The organism is Stenotrophomonas sp. GD03680 (assembly GCF_029844625.1).
Classification (GTDB): domain Bacteria; phylum Pseudomonadota; class Gammaproteobacteria; order Xanthomonadales; family Xanthomonadaceae; genus Stenotrophomonas; species Stenotrophomonas maltophilia_P.
The window spans coordinates 1-19,509 of sequence record NZ_JAOCKC010000029.1; the positions used below are offsets into that span (position 1 = coordinate 1).

Consider the following 19,509-nt stretch of genomic DNA (forward strand, 5'->3'; position numbering starts at 1 on the left):
TGGGGCGGTGTTGGAGTGCGGGGTGTCCGCGGCATGGATGCCGCGGCCAAGCCCCCATGAACGGGTTTACGGCGTCTCCCGCAACCGGACCCACCCCGCCATCCCTCAATAGTCCAGCTGTTGACGTTGCCTCTGCAGGTGCAGGGCGGCAGCCCTGCATGGAAAACCCACCCCCCTACCAAGGTAGGGCGGAACGCGCGGCAACGCGGCACTATGCTCGAACCCATGACTTCGTCTGGGAGGGCTGCGTCATGAACTACGAGGAAACCTACCGCCGCTCGATCGACGAGCCGGAGGCGTTCTGGGGCGAGGAAGCCAAGCGCATCCATTGGCACAAGCCGCCGCAACAGGTGCTCGACTACAGCAACCCGCCGTTCCGGCGCTGGTATGTGGGCGGCGAAACCAACCTCTGTTACAACGCGGTCGATCGCCATCTGGACACTCGGCCCGACCAGCTCGCGCTGGTGGCCATTTCCACCGAAACCAACAGCACCCGCGAGATCACCTACCGCCAGCTGTACCGTGAAGTGAACGACTTCGCTGCCGTGCTCCTGCGCCTGGGCGTCGGCCATGGCGACCGCGTGGTCATCTACATGCCGAACATGGCCGAAGCCGTGTTCGCGATGCTGGCCTGCGCGCGCATCGGGGCCGTGCACTCGGTGGTGTTCGGTGGTTTCGCCGCGCACAACCTTGCCCTGCGCATCGACGATGCCAGACCCAAGCTGCTGATCGCGGCCGATGCCGGCATGCGCGGAGGCAAGCTCATTCCCTACAAGCCGATGGTGGACGCCGCCTGTGCGGAAGCCGGGCATCCACCGCCGCACGTGCTGATCGTTTCGCGCGGGCTGGATCCGGCCGAGCCGCGCATCGAGGGCCGCGACGTCGAGTACGCGACGCTGCGCGCGGAAGTCGGTGCCGTCGATGTTCCGGTGCAGTGGCTGGAAGCGAGCGAGCCGAGCTATCTGCTGTATACCTCCGGCACCACCGGCAAGCCCAAGGGCGTGCAGCGTGATGTGGGCGGATACGCGGTGGCGATGGCACAGTCGATGGAGACCGTCTTCGACTGCAAGCCGGGGCAGGTGATGTTCTCCACCTCCGATGTCGGCTGGGCCGTGGGACATTCCTACAACGTGTATGGACCGCTGATCGGCGGTTGCACATCGCTGTTGTACGAAGGCCTGCCGACCCATCCGGATCCGGGCATCTGGTGGGCCCTGTGCGAGCAGTACAACGTGCGCACGATGTTCTCCTCTCCCACCGCGATCCGCGTGCTGAAGAAGCACGACGCGGATTTCATCCATCGCCACGACCTGCGCGCGTTGAAGTACCTGTTCCTGGCCGGCGAACCGCTGGATGAGCCGACCGCGCACTGGATCAATGAAGCGCTGGGCAAACCGATCATCGACAACTACTGGCAGACTGAAACCGGCTGGCCGGCCTTGACCCTGTTGCCGGGCCTGGAGATGAAGCCGGTGCGCTTTGGTTCGCCGGGCTTCCCCAACCTCGGTTACCGCATGAAGGTGATCGACGAGAACACCGGCGAAGAAGTCGCACCCGGGCAGAAGGGAGTCCTGGTGGTCACCCCGCCATTGCCGCCGGGCTGCATGAGCACGGTGTGGAACGACGACAGCCGCTTCCTGCAGAGCTACTTCAGCCATTTCAAGGAGCTGCTGTACAGCTCGCTGGACTGGGCGATCCGCGACGATGACGGCTACACCTTCATCCTCGGCCGTACCGACGATGTCATCAACGTCGCCGGGCATCGCCTGGGGACACGTGAGATCGAGGAAGCCATCTCCAGCCACCCGCGTGTGGCCGAGGCCGCGGTGATCGGCGTGAAGGATGAACTGAAGGGACAGGTGCCGCTGGTCTTCGTCACCCTCAAGCAGGGGCTGGGGGGCGAAGACCCTGCACCGGTGGTGGCGGAGATGATGGCAACGGTGACCACGTCGCTGGGGGCGGTTGCACGGCCGGCGCACGTGCACGTGGTCAACGCATTGCCGAAGACGCGCTCGGGCAAACTGCTGCGGCGCTCGCTGCAGGCGCTGGCCGAGCAGCGCGATCCCGGCGATCTGTCGACCCTCGATGACCCGGCCGCCCTGGAGGAAATCGGCCGCGCGCTGGGACGCTAGACCGGTCCTGTATTGCCGGGGCCGCGTGCAGCGGGCCGAGGCAAGGGATGCAGCGGTGCTGCACCGCAGCGTTCACCGTACCAGCGGTGCGTTAAGCTCGATGCCGGGGAGCGCGTCCGTCAGGGCGCGCAGGCATGCGCATCATGGAACGGGGGAGCTATGGCACTGCTGCACGCCAAGACGGCCGCTGGCCGCCAGGAAATCGAGGATCGTGCGCGGCGCCTGCCGGCCGCGCTGCGCTCGATCCTGCTGATGGTCGATGGTCGCCGCGATGACACCGAACTGCGCAGCCTGCTCGAAGGACTGCGGGCGCCACCCGATGCGCTGGAACAGCTGGCCGCGATGGAGCTGATCGAAGTGGTGGGGGGCAGCGCCGATGCGGTGCCGGTCGCTGGCCCCAGCAATGGCCGCGAACAGGACCCGGCGCTGTATCAGCAGCTGTACGAGGCGATGAGCGAAGCCGTGCGGCGCCACCTCGGGCTGAAGGGCTACTTCATGCAGTTGAAGATCGAGCGCTGCACCGATGCCTCGGCCCTGGAGCGCCTGTGCCCGGAACTGCTGGCGGCGGTAGGCAAGGCACGCAGCCCGGCACTGGCACAGCGCTGGTGGCAGGAAACGCAGGCATCGCTGGCAGCCGGCGATCGCGGAGTCGTGCAGGCCTGACGCAGCGCGTAGAGTGGATGGTTTCATTCCCATCAGGAGCCTCTCGTGCAGGACGACCACGACGACACCGACACCCCGGGCTGGGACGCGATCAATGCGGCGTTGGCGCCGCTGTACGCGGGCCAGGAGCCCCTGCATTTCGGAACGGCGTTGCCGTACACGCTGGGCGGCCAGGATCCCCTCGATGGCATCAGTGTCTACCGGGCGGAGGCGCCGGTACCGCACTGGCACTACATCACCTATGGCCTGTCCGAGCTGTACGCCAAGGAGAGCAGTGACGCCGAAGCAAGCGGCTACGGATTCGAGCTGACCTTCCGTCTGGCAGCAGGCGAGGGCGTGCACGCCGAACAGGCACCGCCGACATGGCCGATGAACCTGCTGCAGAACCTGGCGCGCTACGTGTTCGGCAGCGGCAACGTGTTCGAGGATGGCCACCACCTTGACGCGAACGGCCCGATTGCCCTCGAGTCCGACACCCGCCTGCGCCATCTGGCTTTCATCGCCGACCCGCAGTTGCCGGCGCGCGAGACCGCCAACGGCCGCCTGCAGTTCCTGCAGCTGGTCGGGCTGACGGATGGGGAAATGGCTGCAGTGAAACGCTGGTCGACCCGCGGGGTGCTGCACGTGCTGGAGCCGGCGATGCCCCTGTGGATCACCGATCTGCATCGGGGCGACCTGCTGGATGATCCGGCACTGGCGGCGCAGGTGCAGGCGGGCAGTGCGCGGGAGGGTTCCAGCACCGGCATGTTGTTCATTGAAACGCTGGACTGGCGACAGGTCTCGGGCGTGACCACGCTGGTGCTCGGCGCCGGCCAGGTGCCGAGCGTGCGTGAGCTGCTGCCGCTGCGCCTGCACCATGGCGCATCACTGGTGCTGGTCAGCCGTGAGCGCCAATGGGAGTTCACCCCGGCTGCGGGCGGCGGCGCCAACGACGTCGATGCCGACAGCGCGCGCTGGGCATTGGATGCACAGGGGGTCCAGGCGTGGCAGGACGTGCGTGCCGAGCGCGGGATCTACCCGCTGGGCGGCCAGTTGCAGGTCGAGGTGGTGCCGACGTTGCTGCGTGACGCCAAGGGTGCCGTGATCCGCCAGATCGGTTGAATGGTGGACACGGGGCGCCGGCGATGCCCGGCGCGGGGCCGGGACGCCGGATCGGAGCCGCCTGCGCTGCCGGCGGCTCCGTGTGCGGTCAGGCCAGGCCTTCGGCCTTCAGTGCGGCCTGCACGCCGGCATCGGCGTCCATGCGCGCCTTGTAGGCGGCCAGATGATCCAGCCCCGCCAGGTCGACCTTGGCGCCGGCTGCCCAGCGCAGGGTGATGTAGAAGTACGGATCGGCGAAGCTGCGGAATCCGGCCAGCCACGGCTTGTCCGCCAGCTGCCGGTCGGCCGTCTCGAACAGGCCACGCAGGCGCTTGCGGGCGGCCGCGCGGATCGCGTCGTACTGGCTCTCATCGCCGATGAACTTGCCCGGTGCGAACAGCGGCGAGAACGCCGGGTGCACATCGGAGTTGACGAAGGCCAGCCAGCGGGTGGCCTCGGCACGCTGGCGCGGGCTGCCGTCGCCGGCCAGGCCGGCCTGCGGGAAGCGGTCGGCGATGTAGCCCATGATGGCCGCGTTCTGCAGCAGGATGAAGTCGCCATCGACCAGCGCCGGAACCGAGCCGGCCGGGTTGATCTTGAGGAATTCCGGCCCCTTCAGGGTGTCCTTGTCGAGCAGTTCGACCTCGAACGGCTGGCCGGTCCACTGCAGGGCGATGTGGTCGGCGGTGGAGCAGGCACCGGGCTTGCTGTACAGCTTCATGGGAACTCCAGGCGGGGTGTGCGGGAATCGCCCACTATCCCAGAGCCTGCCGGCGCGCGGCAACGCTGCCGCCGGCAACAGTTTGTTACGACTGCCGGGGCTTGAGGTTCTGCACCTTATAGAAGGTGTGATCACCGATGGTGGCCACCTGGTAGGCATTGCGCCAGTTCGGGCTGGCGATGGCCAGGGCGGCGAAATGGCTGGCACCGGGGACGATCTCGCGGCGCTCGCCGGCCGGCAGCGCCCAGTTGCGCTCCGCATCGAAGGCCACGCTCATGGCCTCGCTCCAGGCCGCGTCGTTGCCCAGCTGGGTGCCGGGGGAGACGATGGTCGGGGCGAACTGCTTGCGTGCGGTCACCACCTGGCACATCGAGTCGCCCCACAGGCCGCTGTCGAGGCGGCGCAGTGCCACCTCGGCCACGGCCTGCTGGCCGCGCAGGGTCTGGTCGCGGGCTTCCAGGTACACGGTGGTGCTCAAACACAATGAATCAGCCGCCGGCTGGGGCAGCAACTGCGACAGCCAGAGAATCCAGGCCAGTTTCATATAACTCCTTGCTCCGTATGGGCCGCACCACGGGGTTCCGGCCGAAGAGAGGGCAGGAGGCGGGGTACGACTTGGCGTCATGGGGAGGCGGCCATCGGGGCCGCCCCGTGGGCGGCCCGGGAAAAGAGGATCGATGAACGATCCGGGAGGGCCGCACCGGCTCACCGGAAACTGGGTGGTGAGCGGAAAGTTGGCGCAAGGTAGGGGGGGCTGGCCGAACGCATCATGAATCGCCCAGCTTGACATTCAGCTTCGAGGCGGGTGACGGAAATCACATTCCCGCCGCCCATTCAGGTGTGGATCAAAGGGCGGCCGCCACCCGGCTGCCCTGATCGATGGCGCGTTTGGCGTCCAGTTCGGCGGCCACATCGGCGCCGCCGATCAGCTGTGCGCTGATGCCCGCCGCCTGCAGTTCGGCCTGCAGCGCGCGGTTCGGTTCCTGCCCCGCGCAGATCACCACATGATCCACCGGCAGCAGCTGTTCGCTGCCCTCCACGCGGATGCGCAGCCCCTGGTCGTCCACGCCGAGATACTCGACGCCGCCCAGCATCCGCACGCCCTTGGCCTTCAGCGTGGCGCGATGGATCCAACCGGTGGTCTTGCCCAGGCGCGCACCCGGCTTGCCGGGGCTGCGCTGCAGCAGCCACAGCCGGCGTGGCGAAGCGTCCACCTGCGGGCGGGCCAGCGAGCCGCGGGCCTCGAAGGTGGCGTCCACCCCCCATTCGGCCATCCAGCGCTGCGGGTCCAGCGACGGCGATGGGCCCTCGTGGCTGAGGAATTCCCCAACATCGAAGCCGATGCCGCCGGCACCGATGATGGCCGCGCTGGCGCCCACCTCGACCCGGCCCTGCAGCACGTCCAGGTAGCTGACGACCTTGGCGTGGTCCGCGCCGGGGAAGTCGACCCGGCGCGGCGTGATGCCGGTCGCCAGCACGACCTCGTCGAAGCCGGCCAGACAGGTCGCGTCTGCCCGGGTACCCAGGCGCAGCTGCACGCCCGTGTCCTGCAGCTTGTGGCGGAAATAGCGCAGCGTCTCGTGGAACTCTTCCTTGCCCGGGATGCGCTTGGCCACATTGAACTGGCCGCCGATCTCGTCGCTGGCGTCGAACAGGGTGACCTGGTGACCGCGCTCGGCGGCCACCGTGGCGCAGGCCAGGCCGGCCGGGCCCGCGCCCACCACCGCCACCCGCTTCGGTGTGGACGCCGGGCGGTAGACCAGTTCGGTTTCGTGCGCGGCCCGCGGATTGACCAGGCAACTGGCCAGCTTGTTCTCGAAGACGTGGTCCAGGCATGCCTGGTTGCAGGCGATGCACGTGTTGATCGTGTCGGCACGGCCGGCGCGCGCCTTGTTCGGCCACTGCGGGTCGGCCAGCAGCGGGCGCGCAAGCGACACCATGTCCGCACCGCCGTCGGCGAGAATGCGCTCGGCAACCTCGGGCATGTTGATGCGGTTGGTCGCCACCAGCGGCACCGCCACATGCGGCTTCAGCTTGGCGGTGACCCCGGCGAAGGCGGCGCGGGGCACCGAGGTGGCGATGGTGGGAATGCGCGCCTCGTGCCAGCCGATGCCGGAATTGATGATCGTCGCGCCCGCGGCCTCGATGGCCTGCGCCTGCTGCACGATTTCCTCCCAGTTGCTGCCGTCCTCAACCAGATCCACCAGTGACAGCCGGTAGATGATGATGAAATCCGGGCCGCAGGCTTCGCGGATGCGGCGCACGATCTCCACTGCGAAGCGCATGCGCTGGGAGGCATCGCCGCCCCAGCGGTCTGTACGCGTGTTGGTGCGCGGGGCGATGAACTCGTTGATGAGGTATCCCTCCGAGCCCATCACTTCGACACCGTCGTAGCCGGCTTCGCGTGCCAGCCTGGCGCTGCGTGCGTAATCGGCGATGTGCCGTTCGACGCCGCTGGCCGACAGTGCGCGCGGGGTGAACGGATTGATCGGCGCCCTGAGCTTGGAGGGCGCCACCGACAGGGGGTGGTAGGCATAGCGGCCGGCGTGCAGCAGCTGCAGACAGATCTTCGCGCCATGCTGGTGGGCGGCGGCCGTCAGTTGCCGGTGCGGACGCACTTCCCAGGGCCAGGACAGCTTGCCGCCGAAGGGTTTGAGCCAGCCGACCACGTTGGGGGCGAAGCCGCCGGTGACGATCAGGCCGACGCCGCCTTCGGCGCGCTCGGCGAAGTAGGCGGCCAAGCGCGGGAAATCGCGCGCGCGATCTTCCAGCCCGGTATGCATCGAACCCATCAGCACCCGGTTGCGCAGCTGGGTGAAGCCCAGATCGAGCGGGGCGAACAGGTGGGGATAGGCGCTTTCGTTGGCTGGCGACATGGTCGATACGCTTGCGTACGGAAGCGCGAAGCGTGCCGCGAAACGGCGGTCGGGGCAAGGGGCGGGCGAATCGGTAGCGCCGGGCCATGCCCGGCGATGCGGCTACCCGTGGCCGCGCTGCGCGCTCGCCGGGCGTGGCCCGGCGCCACCCGCCGGCAGGGGCCGGCCGATGCCGAACCAGCCCAGCGTCACCCCGCACAGCGGGCCGATCAGCAGCGCAAAGGCCAGGGTGCCGACGCCCACGTTGCCTCCCAGCCACCAGCCCAGAAGCAGGACGCTGCCTTCGATCAGGCTGCGCACCTTCCAGATCGGCCAGCCGGTGCGGGCATGCAGGCCGGTCATCAGCCCGTCGCGCGGGCCGGGGCCGAGCCGCGCGCCGATGTACAGGCCGGTGGCCAGTGCCACCAGCAGCATGCCGGCACCGAACATCGCCACCTGCCAGACCAGGCCGACAGCCGGCGGCAACAGCCACAGGCCGAACTGCGCGGACGGACCGATCAGCAGCACGTTGAGCACGGTGCCGACGCCCGGCTTCTGCCGCAGGGGCCACCACAGCAGCAGGACCAGCGCGCCGATCACGTTCGTGGCCAGGCCGAAGGACAGTGGGGTCTGCGCCGCGACGCCCTGTGACAGCACGTCCCAGGGCGCGACACCGATCGCGGCACGGATCATCAGCGAGGCGCCGAAGCCGTACAGGAACAGGCCGACGATCAATTGCAGCAGGCGCAGGGGCAGGGCAGTGGGCATGGGAGCGCTCGGGGGGAGGAAATCTGTCTCCACCGTAATCCCGAATCGCCAGCTTCCATAGATACAGATCCGGGTGAATCCTGCGCCACAGCGCGCGCGTCAGTCGTCCCAGCCTGCCAGGGCCAGCTTGCCCAGCGTGCGGCCACTGGCCAGCCGCTCATGCGCCGCCTGCAGGTTGGCGGCATTGATCGTGCCGAGTGTCTCGCTGAGCGTGCCACGCAGCTGGCCTGCATCGATCATGCTCGCGGCGCGGCTCAGGATGCGGTGCTGCTCGATGCGGTCGGCGGTATCGAAGCGCGATCGCGCGAACATGAATTCCCAGTGGATGCCGATGCATTTGGCCTTGTACGGGTCGCCGATGCGCAGCGCGCCACGGGGTTCGACGATCAGCCCGACGTGCCCCTGCGGCGCCAGCAGCTGGCCCAGTTCATCCCAGTAGTGATCGGTGTCGGCCAGGTTGAGCGCGATCTGCACGGCGCTGATGCCCAACGCCTGCAGCTGCGGCTGCAGCGGCTGGCGATGGTCGATCACGTGATGGGCGCCCATCTGCCGGCACCAGTCGGCCGACCGCTCGCGGGAGGCGGTGGCAATGACCGTGAAGCCGGCATGGTGGGCCAGCTGGATGGCCATCGAACCGACGCCGCCGGCGCCGCCGATCACCAACAGGTGCTGCCCGGCGTGGCGGCGGTCATCCAGATGCAGCGGCATGCGCTCGAACAGCAGCTCCCATGCGGTCAGCGTGGTCAGCGGCAGCGCCGCTGCCTCGGCGAAATCCAGCGTGGTGGGCTTGCGTGCGACCAGCCGCTCATCCACCAGCTGATACTGGGCATTGCAGCCGGAGCGGGTGACATCGCCGGCGTAGTAGACCTCGTCGCCGGAGGCGAATAGGCGGGCGTCCTCGCCGATGGCCTCGACCACGCCCGCCGCATCCCAGCCGAGCACCCGCGGCGTGTCCAGCGTGGCCGCATCGGTGGCGGCACGCTGCTTGCCGTCGACCGGATTGATCGAAACCGCCTGCACGCGGACCAGCAGATCGCGGCCGGCTGGCGGCAGCGGCGGCAGCCGGAGATCCTGCAGGGCGGGGGCGGATTCACGACTCAGGGCGACGGCTTTCATCTCGGCTCCGGCTCGGTTTCCCGTTTCATCATAAGGTTCCTCACGTTTCCGGGGGCGCGCTGAATCTCCTTCGCCGCGCGTTCCGCAGAATGTCGCCTGCGTTGCCTAAACACCGTCAAACCCTTATGGGGTGAGGGTCTTGCGGATTTTCATCATCCTGTATAGGGTTTCAACGTCGGACCGGTGGCCGGTCGGGCGCAACACTTCACATGTTACGGGACTGTTAACATGGCCTTCACCCGCCTGAGCATAATGTTCGCGGCGGTGGCGTGCTGAATCGGCTGTCTGAATATCGACGCAGTAGTGCTGGCCCATGCCTCTACCGGTTTCATACCCCCGAAATAGGAGCTGTACTCAATGAACAAGAAGATCCTTACTGCCGCGCTGCTGGGTGGTCTGGCTTTCGCCCAGGCTGCTTCTGCGCAGGAGTTCGATGACCGCTGGTACCTGACCGGTTCGGCCGGCTTCAACTTCCAGGACAGCGACCGTCTGACCAACGACGCTCCGTTCGTGACCCTGGGCCTGGGTAAGTTCATCAGCCCGAACTGGTCGCTGGACGGTGAGCTGAACTACCAGAACCCGAACTTCGACAGCAATCAGGACCTGAACTGGTCGCAGTACGGCATCTCGCTGGACCTGCGTCGCCACTTCATCAAGGAAGGCCGCGGCTGGAACCCGTACATCGTCGGTGGCCTGGGCTACCAGAAGTCGGAAGAAGAGTACCCGGCCAACAGCCTGAATGGTCCGCGTGAGCGCAAGGACGGCAACGTTGCCGCCAAGCTCGGCGTCGGCCTGCAGACCACCTTCGACAAGCGCGTTGCTGTCCGCGCCGAAGTGGCCTACCGCGCTGACTTCGACGACAAGAGCTACCACGCTGCCAGCGAAGACTGGTTCGGCGACGTGCTGGCTTCGGTCGGCGTCGTGATCCCGCTGGGCCCGGCTCCGGTCGCGGCTGCTCCGGCTCCGGCTCCGGTTGCCCCGAGCTGCGCCGACCTGGATGACGACGGTGACGGCGTCAACAACTGTGATGACAAGTGCCCGAACTCGCAGCCGGGTCAGACCATCGGTCCGGACGGTTGCCCGGTGCCGGTCTCGATCGACCTGAAGGGCGTGAACTTCGACTTCGACAAGTCGAACCTGCGTCCGGACGCCGTGGCCATCCTGAGCGAAGCCACCGAGATCCTGAAGCGTTACCCGGATCTGCGCGTTGAAGTCGCCGGTCACACCGACTCGAAGGGTACCGACGCTTACAACCAGAAGCTGTCGGAGCGCCGCGCCACCGCGGTGTACAACTACCTGACCAAGAACGGCGTGGACGCTTCGCGTCTGGTCGGCCCGATCGGCTACGGCGAGAGCCGTCCGATTGCTCCGAACACCAACCCGGATGGTTCGGACAATCCGGAAGGTCGCGCCAAGAACCGTCGTACCGAGCTGAACGTCCAGAACTAAGTTCTGACGTTTCGCCCGCAAGACACAGCAGGACCCGGCTTCGGCCGGGTCTTGTTGTTTCTGCGGCGGGAAAAGCCGGAACCGGCCTCGATGGACCAACCGTTTGTCGGCTTTTTGTCCAAAAAACCAATGAGTTGGCGCATTCATTGAAAGTGGCGCTTGAAAGCTGTCGCCGCATTGCTACACTCGCCGCGTCACCTTCCTTCCGTGGATGCCTCTCATGCTGCGCTCTGCATCGGCCGCCGTCCTGGCGCTGGCCCTGGTTCCTGCCGCTCACGCTGCGGTCGATTGCTCGGTCAACACCAGCGCTTCGCCGCTGCCGCTGCCGGCCACGACCATCGCGCCGGTGGCCGACGAGCTGTACATCCGTGGCAACCAGCTGGGCATGCCGGCCGGTGTGCTGAGCAGCAGCTACGATCCTTCGCAGTCGCTGGACCAGGTGCTGCAGCGCCTGCGCATCGACGGCTGCCAGAACATCGCCAAGGCGATTCCGAGCGCGCCGGCGGTGAAGCCGAACGATCCGGCGGCGTACAAGCCGCAGACCGAATTCGACAATACGCCGTGGCGCTTCGACATGAGCCAGAACGGCAAGCGCATGACCGCCGAGGAATTCGATGCCTGGATGAAGGCGCGTGGCGTCCGCGTGGTCAAGGCGCGCCCGGCACCGGTGGCCACCCCGGCCGCGGCCGAAGTACCGGCTGAGACCAAGCCGGTCGATAAGAAGTAATCGTCGCGGGGAGCAGAGGCTTGCGTACGCGCCGCCCACCTGCCGCCCCCGCCGCCCGCTCCCACGTCCTGCGTGGGCGCGCGGATCCGGATGCATCCACGGGTGTGCGCCATGGCCTGGCGCGTGTGCTCTCCAAGGCCGGCGTGTGCTCGCGCAGCGAAGCCGCGCGCTGGATCGCCGAGGGCCGCGTGCGCGTCTCCGGCCGTATCGTCCGTGACCCGGAGTTTCCGATCGGCAGCCCGGCACCTCCCATCGAGGTCGATGGCCTGCCGCTGGCGCCGCCGCAGCGGCTTTACCTGATGCTCAACAAGCCGCGCGGGGTGGTGACCACCGCGCAGGACGAGCGCGGCCGTGACACCGTATACCGCTGCTTCGACGGCGCCGGCCTGCCCTGGATCGCGCCGGTCGGCCGGCTGGACAAGGCCAGTGAGGGCCTGTTGCTGTTCAGCAACGATCCGCAGTGGGCGGCGCGCCTGACCGATCCGCAGACCGGGCCGGACAAGACCTACCACGTGCAGATCGATCGCCTGCCCGATGCGGCCACGCTGGCGGCGCTGCAGGCCGGGGTGGACGACGAGGGTGAATTCCTGGCCGCCCGGGCCGTGCGCGTGCTGCGCAGCGGCGACAAGACCGCGTGGCTGGAGGTGGTCCTCGACGAGGGCCGCAACCGCCACATCCGCCGCCTGCTGGCGGCCTTCGACCTGCAGGTGCTGCGCCTGGTCCGGGTCGCGATCGGCGACCTGGCGCTCGACGATCTCGGCAAGGGCCAGTGGCGGATGCTGGAGGTCAATGACCAGCAGCGGCTGGGGGCCGCTGCACCGGGCTGAGCGTCATGCCCGCGGCCGGCGGATGCCGGTCACCGTTCCAGGCGTAGGGGGCGTCTGGTCGTCGAAATCCCGAACGGAGCCTGCCCATGTACCACTCGTCCCTCAACCGAACCCTGCGCTGTGCCGGCCTGCTGCTGCCGATCGTGCTGCTGGCCGCCTGCGGTGGCCACAAGAAAATGGCCAAGACGGAAACGCCTGCCGAAACCCCGGTGGTGGAAGTGAAAACCCCGGAACTGGATGGTCGCGGCAGTTACCGCTTCCTGATGAGCGACGGCGACAGGAAGATGACCGCCGACGAGTTCGATGCATGGATGAAGGCCAATGGCATCCGCGTCGCCCGTGGCAATGCTCAGGACGCTGCCGCCAAGCCGGTCGTGGTGGCCAGCAAGGATGAGCCGAAGGACAAGAAGAAAAAGAAGAAGTGACGCCGGGCGGTGCGCTACGCCCCTGGTAGGTGCCGACCTAGGTCGGCACGCTTTTGGGTGCTGGGGTCAGAGCCCTTTCCTGCGCAAAGGGATCCGACCCCGGGCATCATCAACCCTTGATCACGCCCAGCTCGACGCCGATGCGGGAGAAGGCGTCGATCGCGCGGTCCAGCTGCTCGCGGCTGTGCGCGGCGCTGATCTGGGTGCGGATACGTGCCTGTCCCTTGGGCACCACCGGGAAGAAGAAGCCGATCGCATAGATGCCTTCCTCTAGCAGGCGCTCGGCGAACTTCTGCGCCAACGGTGCGTCGTACAGCATCACCGGGCTGATCGGATGCACGCCCGGCTTCACGTCGAAGCCGGCGGCGGTCATCTTCCCGCGGAAGTACGCGGTGTTCTCGGCCAACCGGTCGCGCAGGTCGTCGGCGGCAGCCAGCATCTCGAAGGCCTTGATGCCGGCGGCGACCACATGCGGCGGCAGCGAGTTGGAGAACAGGTACGGGCGCGAGCGCTGGCGCAGCAGTTCGATCACTTCGGCGCTGGCGCAGGTGAAGCCACCCAGTGCGCCCCCCATGGCCTTGCCCAGAGTGCCGGTGATGATGTCGATCTTTTCCAGCACACCCTTCACTTCGGCCGAGCCACGGCCGGTGGCGCCCAGGAAACCCGTGGCATGGCATTCGTCGATGTGCACCAGCGCGTTGTACTTCTTCGCGAGCGCGGTGATCTCGTCCAGCGGGGCAATGAAGCCGTCCATCGAGAACACGCCGTCGGTGGTGATCAGCTTGGTCCTGCAACCGGCGGCGTCGGCGGCCTGCAGCTGCGCTTCCAGGTCGGCCATGTCGCAGTTGGCGTAGCGGAAGCGCTTGGCCTTGCACAGGCGCACACCGTCGATGATCGATGCGTGGTTCAGTGCGTCCGAGATGATCGCATCGTTCTCGCCGAGCAGCGGCTCGAACAGGCCGCCGTTCGCATCGAAGCAGGCCGCATACAGGATGGTGTCCTGCTTGCCGAAGAAATCGGCGATCTGTTTCTCGAGCTGCTTGTGCAGGTCCTGGGTGCCGCAGATGAAGCGCACCGAGGCCATGCCGAAGCCGTGGGTATCCAGAGCATCCTTGGCGGCCTGGATCAGGTCGGGATGATCGGCCAGGCCCAGATAGTTGTTGGCGCAGAAGTTCAGCACCTTGCGGCCATCGGCCAGCGTGATCTCGGCCGATTGCGGACTGGTGATGATCCGCTCGGACTTGAACAGGCCCTGGGCGCGGATGGCGTCCAGTTCCTCGGCATAGTGGCGGGTCAGGGCGGAGGAGGCGTCGGTCATGGCGTGGGCACGGCTCAGCACGGGAAACCGACGATTCTACCGGGCATCGATGGCTGGCGACCGGCGGCAGGCAGGCACCGCCATGGCCGGCACATGTTGCAATGCAATAGCAAACGGGTTAAAAAATCGTGAACCGGCCCGTTCTGGCTCCGGTTCCCGCAACTGCCCTGCACGCCACCGCCCCCCACCGGAGACGACCATGAAGCACGCTCGTGCCTGCCTCGCCCTTGCCGCCGCCCTGACCCTGGCCCCGTTTGCCGCCAGCGCCCAGGACAGCGAATCGCCGTACAGCTGGAACGTTACCGCCGTGTCGGATTACCTGTTCCGTGGTGTGTCGCAGACCGATGAGGATCCCACCCTGCAGGCCGGTTTCACCTATACCAGCCCGGTTGGCCTGTATGCCGGTGTCTGGGGATCGGGCGTGGACTTCGGCCCGGGCGACCCGAGCGTTGAAGTGGATTACCAGATCGGCTACGGCGTCGACGCCACCGAGCGCGTGAACTTCGATGTGCTGCTGAACCGCTACACCTACCCCGGCGCCAGCGAGCTGAACTACAACGAGCTGATCACCACCACCACGCTGGATGACACCTACAAGCTGACGGTGGCCTACAGCAACGACGTGTGGAACAGCAGCACCGATGGCTGGTATTACGCGCTGGGCGGCGAGTGGGGCCTGCCGCAGGATTTCACGCTGAGCGCCAGCGTCGGCCGCAGCACCTTCGAAAAGGGCATTGCCAAGGATTACACCGACTGGAACGTTGGCGTGGCCCGTACCTGGGGTCTGTTCACCCTCGGCCTGGGCTACTACGGCACCGACGGCAACGGCCGCGACAACAGCGGCAAGCTGGCCGACAACCGGGTGGTGTTCACGGTGGCGGTAGGCCAGTAAGCGGCACATGACATCACACGAAAAAGGCACCCCTGGAGGTGCCTTTTTCGTGTCTGACGTCGGGAACCCTGTGCCGGCCAACGGTCGGCGCTACCGCATCCTGGCTGGAGGGGAGCCCCCTGGGGCAGTTCAAGGGGGCGCGCCAACGGCGCGGGGTTCAGGCACGAATGGTCAATTCCAGCTCAGTACCACCTTGCCGGCCTTGCCTTCTTCCATCAGGTCGAAGCCCTTCTGGAAGTCGTCGATCGGCAACTGGTGGGTCATCACCTTGCCGAGCGGGAAACCGGACAGCACCAGCTGCGTCATCTTGTACCAGGTCTCGTACATCTTGCGGCCGTAGATGCCCTGCACGGTCAGGCCCTTGAAGATGATCTTGTCCCAGTCGCAGCCGGCACCCTTGGGCATGATGCCGAGCATGGCGATCTTGCCACCGTGGTACATGCAGTCGAGCATGTCGTTGAAGGCGCGCGGATTGCCGCTCATTTCCAGGCCCACGTCGAAGCCCTCCATGTGCAGTTCCTTCATCACGTCCTTCAGCGAGGTGTTGGTGACATTGACCACGCGCGTCGCGCCCATGTCGGCGGCCAGCTTCAGGCGGAAGTCGTTGACGTCGGTCACCACCACGTTGCGCGCACCGATGTGCTTGCAGATGCCCGCGGCGATGATGCCGATCGGGCCGGCGCCGGTGATCAGCACGTCCTCGCCGATCACGTCGAACTCCAGCGCGCAGTGCGCGGCGTTGCCGTACGGGTCGAAGAAGGCCGCCAGTTCGGACGGAATCTGGTCGGGGATCGGCCACAGGTTGCTGGCGGGCATCACCATGTACTCGGCGAAGGCGCCATTGACGTTCACGCCGATGCCGACGGTGTTCGGGCACAGGTGCGGGCGGCCGCCACGGCAGTTGCGGCAGTGGCCGCAGACGATGTGGCCTTCGGCCGAGACGCGCTGGCCAACCTCATAGCCGGTCACCGCCGAGCCAAGCGCGGCGATGCGACCGACGAATTCGTGGCCGATGGTCAGGCCCGGCTTGATGGTGCGCTGGCTCCACTCGTCCCACAGGTAGATGTGCAGGTCTGTACCGCAGATGGCGGTCTTTTCCAGCTTGATCAGGACCTCGTTCGGGCCCGGGGTCGGCACCGGGACCTCTTCGAGCCAGATGCCCTTGGCCGCTTCGCGCTTGACCAGGGCCTTCATCGTTTGCTGCGCCATCGGGGTGGAACTCATCAGGGGGAAAGCGCGGATTATAGAGGTCTGCACGGAATTCCAATGTTGCGCTGCGGGCGCGCTGGCGGAACGAAAGGCGTGCGCCGGCGGGCGTTTCGAACGTGACCGGCGTGCTCGCCGGGCATGGCCCGGCGCTGCCGGGAAATCGGGCGGCTCGCGCTCGCGGGGCATGGTCCCGCGCCATCGGGAAATCGTGCGGGTAGCGCCGGGCCATGCCCGGCGGGCCGGGGGCCATGACTTCCGGGGTTCGGGACAGGGCAGGGGGGCGGGCTACAATCGAAGGTTCCACTACCAGGGGCCGCTCCATGCGCTCGAACCTGCTTGCATTCTCCGTCGTCGCCAGCCTTGGGCTGGTCCAGGTCGCCCATGCCGCCGAAGGCATGTGGGTACCGCAGCAGCTGCCGGAGATCGCCGGCCCGCTGCAGAAGGCCGGCCTGAAACTGTCGCCGGAACAGCTGTCCGACCTGACCGGCGACCCGATGGGCGCGGTGGTGGCGCTGGGCGGCTGCACCGCCAGCTTCGTTTCCCCGCAGGGCCTGGTGGTCACCAACCACCATTGTGCCTACGGCGCGATCCAGCTCAACTCCACCGCCGAGAAGAACCTGATCAAGGAGGGTTTCAACGCGCCGACCCTGAAGGACGAACTCAGCGCCGGTCCCAACGCCCGCGTGTTCGTGCTGGACCGGATCACCGACGTCACCGACCAGGCCAAGGCCGCCATCGCCGCCGCCGGCAAGGACCCGCTGGCCCGCACCCGTGCGCTGGAAGCGTTCGACAAGGCCCAGACCGCCGCCTGTGAAGCCGACGCCGGTTTCCGCTGCCGTCTGTACAGCTTCTCCGGCGGCAATACCTACCGCCTGTTCCGCAACATGGAAATCAAGGACGTGCGCCTGGTCTATGCGCCCCCGGGCAGCGTCGGCAAGTTCGGCGGCGACGTCGACAACTGGATGTGGCCGCGCCACACCGGCGACTTCTCGTTCTATCGCGCCTACGTGGGCAAGGATGGCAAGCCGGCCGCGTTCTCGGCCGACAATGTTCCGTACCAGCCGAAGCACTTCCTGAAGTTCGCCGACCAGCCGCTGGGCGCGGACGACTTCGTGATGGTGGCCGGCTACCCGGGCCGCACCAACCGCTATGCGCTGGCCGGCGAATTCAATGAAACCGCCGAGTTCACCTACCCGACCATCGCCCGCCATTACAACGAAGTGCTGGCGCTGATCGACAAGGCCGGCAAGGCCGACGCCGACGTCAAGGTCAAGTACGCCAACACGGCGGCCAGCATGAACAACGTGGCCAAGAACTACGTCGGCCAGCTGGAAGGCTTCAAGCGCATCGACGCGGCCGGGCAGAAGCGGGCCGAAGAGGCCGCCGTGCTGGCCTGGCTGAAGCAGCAGGGCGCAGCCGGCAAGCCGGCCCTGGCCGCACACGCCCAGCTGCTCAAGCACCTGGATACCAGCAAGAGTACCCGCGAGCGCGATCTGTTCGTCGGCCAGTTCAACAACACCTCGGCCGTGGGCGCCGCGCTGTCGCTGTACCGTCTGTCGATCGAACGCGCCAAGCCGGACGCCGAGCGTGAAGCCGGTTACCAGGAGCGCGACCTGCCGACCCTGGAAGGCAATCTGCGCCAGATGGACCGTCGCTACGTCGCCAGCATGGACCAGCAGCTGCAGCAGTACTGGCTGGACCAGTACGTCGCGCTGCCGGCGGCACAGCGCAACAACGAGGTTCTCAACCAGTGGCTGGGCGGCAGCGATGCCGGGGCCGTCAACGGCCTGGTGAAGAAGCTGGCCGGCACCGGGCTGGGCAGCCTCGATGCACGCCTGAAGTGGTTCAAGGCCGACCGTGCCGCCTTCGAGGCCAGCACCGATCCGGCCATCCAGTACGCCGTGGCCGTGATGCCGGCCCTGCTGAAGCAGGAAGAACAGAGGAAGATCCGCGAAGGTGAATCGCTGACGGCCCGTCCGCTGTACCTGCAGGCGGTGGCGGACTACAAGAAGAGCAAGGGCGAGTTCGTCTATCCCGATGCCAACCTGTCGCTGCGCATCACCTTCGGCAATGTCATGGGCTATGCCAAGGACGGTGTCCAGTACACCCCGTTCACCACGCTGGAAGGCGTTGCGGCGAAGGAAACCGGCGTCGATCCGTTCGACTCGCCGAAGGCACTGCTGGATGCGGTCAAGGCCAAGCGGTATGGCGGCCTGGAGGACAAGCGGATCGGCTCGGTGCCGGTGAACTTCCTGTCCAACCTGGACATCACCGGTGGCAACTCCGGTTCGCCGGTGCTCGATGCGCACGGCAAGCTGGTCGGCCTGGCCTTCGACGGCAACTGGGAATCGGTCAGCTCCAACTGGGTATTCGACCCGGTGATGACCCGCATGATCGCGGTGGACAGCCGCTACATGCAGTGGATCATGCAGGAAGTGGCCCCCGCGCCGCAGCTGCTGAAGGAATTGAACCTGGCGCAGTAAGGTTCATGCTGGCGCCGCCGGGCCATGCCCGGCGGAATCCGTCTGCAATTCCGAAACCCCGCGATCCCCGTCGCGGGGTTTTTTCATGTCCCGACCGGTGCGATGCGCCGAACAGGTATCATCCCTGTTCCGCGTACTTCACAGGATGTGAACGAAACGCGGCCATCTCCTCCCCCCAGGACTCCTTGCACGCATGCGCATCCTGCTTGCCCGCCACGGCGAAACCCCGTGGAACGCCGAAGGCCGCTACCAGGGCCAGATCGACATCCCGCTTTCGCCCATCGGCGAAGCCCAGGCCCAGGCGCTGGGCGCCCGCCTGGCATCCGTGGACATCACCCGTGCGGTGGCCTCGCCGCTGTCGCGCGCCCAGCGCACCGCCCAGCTGGCCCTCGGCGCCGACCGTGCCGGCGCGCTGCAGACCGAACCGGATCTGCAGGAAATCGCCCATGGCGAGTGGGAAGGCCTGCTGGCCAGCGAGATCAACGAGAAGGACCCGTCGCGGTTGAAGGCGTGGCGTGAGGAACCCGATACCGTGCTGATGCCGGGCGGCGAGTCGCTGCGCCTGGTGCTCGAGCGCAGCTGGCGCGGCCTGGCACGCGCCAGCGAGGGCCTCGGCGAGCACGACACGCTGCTGGTGGTCGCACACGATGCCGTCAACCGGGTGATCCTGTGCAGGGTGCTGGGCCTGCCGCTGTCGCGGCTGTGGACCTTCCGCCAGGCACCGACCACGTTGAACCTGCTTGAAGGTCCAGACCTGGAGAGCCTGGAGGTCGTGCGCCTCAACGATTGCGCCCACCACACCCCGTTCTTCGGCGAAGCCAAGCACCGCGCCCTCTGATCCCTG

At 67.1% G+C, this 19,509-nt stretch carries 17 protein-coding genes; 10 read left to right on the forward strand and 7 right to left on the reverse strand.

Translation table 11 applies throughout. From position 1 onward, the window contains the following. Positions 1-251: 251 nt before the first annotated feature. From prpE to N5J29_RS17770, 3 genes are all read left to right on the forward strand, one after another. Positions 252-2,132 carry a propionate--CoA ligase gene (prpE, locus tag N5J29_RS17760; protein ID WP_164153135.1) on the forward strand — a complete coding sequence of 627 codons (1,881 nt, stop codon included), beginning with the start codon at positions 252-254 and terminating at the stop codon, positions 2,130-2,132. A 159-nt stretch (positions 2,133-2,291) separates the two neighbouring features. Further along, positions 2,292-2,795 (forward strand): hypothetical protein, encoded by a 504-nt coding sequence (locus N5J29_RS17765; protein WP_164153136.1) that lies wholly within the window; start codon positions 2,292-2,294, stop codon positions 2,793-2,795. A 45-nt stretch (positions 2,796-2,840) separates the two neighbouring features. Next, positions 2,841-3,896, forward strand: a complete 1,056-nt coding sequence (locus N5J29_RS17770; protein ID WP_164153137.1) for a suppressor of fused domain protein — start codon at positions 2,841-2,843, stop codon at positions 3,894-3,896. Positions 3,897-3,984: 88 nt separating this feature from the next. On the opposite strand, the gene N5J29_RS17775 is transcribed toward N5J29_RS17770, so the two are convergent. The 5 genes from N5J29_RS17775 to N5J29_RS17795 form a co-directional block, all read right to left on the reverse strand. Beyond that, entirely contained in the window at positions 3,985-4,596 is a 612-nt protein-coding gene (locus tag N5J29_RS17775; RefSeq protein ID WP_065182874.1) for a glutathione S-transferase N-terminal domain-containing protein, read from the reverse strand. 85 nt (positions 4,597-4,681) lie between these two features. After that, a complete protein-coding gene (locus N5J29_RS17780; protein ID WP_053520031.1) occupies positions 4,682-5,140 on the reverse strand; it encodes a cell wall hydrolase in 459 nt (152 codons plus the stop codon). A 301-nt stretch (positions 5,141-5,441) separates the two neighbouring features. Then, entirely contained in the window at positions 5,442-7,472 is a 2,031-nt protein-coding gene (locus tag N5J29_RS17785; protein WP_164153138.1) for an NADPH-dependent 2,4-dienoyl-CoA reductase, read from the reverse strand. Between the two features lie 102 nt (positions 7,473-7,574). Further along, the gene (locus N5J29_RS17790; protein ID WP_065182876.1) at positions 7,575-8,219 is read right to left on the reverse strand and encodes a hypothetical protein; all 645 of its coding nucleotides are present in this window, start codon (positions 8,217-8,219) and stop codon (positions 7,575-7,577) included. 99 nt (positions 8,220-8,318) lie between these two features. Next, positions 8,319-9,335, reverse strand: coding sequence for a zinc-binding alcohol dehydrogenase family protein (locus tag N5J29_RS17795; protein ID WP_164153139.1), 1,017 nt, complete (start codon positions 9,333-9,335; stop codon positions 8,319-8,321). Between the two features lie 357 nt (positions 9,336-9,692). On the opposite strand from N5J29_RS17795, the gene N5J29_RS17800 reads away from it, so the two are divergent. From N5J29_RS17800 to N5J29_RS17815, 4 genes are all read left to right on the forward strand, one after another. Next, a complete protein-coding gene (locus tag N5J29_RS17800) occupies positions 9,693-10,784 on the forward strand; it encodes an OmpA family protein (protein ID WP_164153140.1) in 1,092 nt (363 codons plus the stop codon). A 220-nt stretch (positions 10,785-11,004) separates the two neighbouring features. Further along, positions 11,005-11,511 carry a hypothetical protein gene (locus N5J29_RS17805; RefSeq protein ID WP_053520026.1) on the forward strand — a complete coding sequence of 169 codons (507 nt, stop codon included), beginning with the start codon at positions 11,005-11,007 and terminating at the stop codon, positions 11,509-11,511. A 68-nt stretch (positions 11,512-11,579) separates the two neighbouring features. Next, a complete protein-coding gene (locus tag N5J29_RS17810) occupies positions 11,580-12,338 on the forward strand; it encodes a pseudouridine synthase (protein ID WP_279924501.1) in 759 nt (252 codons plus the stop codon). A gap of 86 nt (positions 12,339-12,424) precedes the next feature. Then, positions 12,425-12,763, forward strand: a complete 339-nt coding sequence (locus tag N5J29_RS17815; protein WP_164152127.1) for a hypothetical protein — start codon at positions 12,425-12,427, stop codon at positions 12,761-12,763. 109 nt (positions 12,764-12,872) lie between these two features. Here N5J29_RS17815 and kbl read toward each other — a convergent pair whose 3' ends face one another. Beyond that, a complete protein-coding gene (kbl, locus tag N5J29_RS17820; RefSeq protein ID WP_065175932.1) occupies positions 12,873-14,081 on the reverse strand; it encodes a glycine C-acetyltransferase in 1,209 nt (402 codons plus the stop codon). 199 nt (positions 14,082-14,280) lie between these two features. On the opposite strand from kbl, the gene N5J29_RS17825 reads away from it, so the two are divergent. Beyond that, the gene (locus N5J29_RS17825) at positions 14,281-14,973 is read left to right on the forward strand and encodes a TorF family putative porin (protein ID WP_053520023.1); all 693 of its coding nucleotides are present in this window, start codon (positions 14,281-14,283) and stop codon (positions 14,971-14,973) included. Positions 14,974-15,144: 171 nt separating this feature from the next. On the opposite strand, the gene tdh is transcribed toward N5J29_RS17825, so the two are convergent. Next, entirely contained in the window at positions 15,145-16,167 is a 1,023-nt protein-coding gene (tdh, locus tag N5J29_RS17830; protein WP_053520036.1) for an L-threonine 3-dehydrogenase, read from the reverse strand. Between the two features lie 335 nt (positions 16,168-16,502). On the opposite strand from tdh, the gene N5J29_RS17835 reads away from it, so the two are divergent. Together N5J29_RS17835 and N5J29_RS17840 are read left to right on the forward strand one after the other, a co-directional pair. Continuing rightward, positions 16,503-18,665: a S46 family peptidase gene (locus tag N5J29_RS17835; protein WP_164152129.1), complete on the forward strand. Its 2,163-nt coding sequence runs from the start codon at positions 16,503-16,505 to the stop codon at positions 18,663-18,665. 193 nt (positions 18,666-18,858) lie between these two features. Beyond that, positions 18,859-19,503 (forward strand): histidine phosphatase family protein, encoded by a 645-nt coding sequence (locus N5J29_RS17840; protein WP_164152131.1) that lies wholly within the window; start codon positions 18,859-18,861, stop codon positions 19,501-19,503. Positions 19,504-19,509 lie beyond the last annotated feature (6 nt).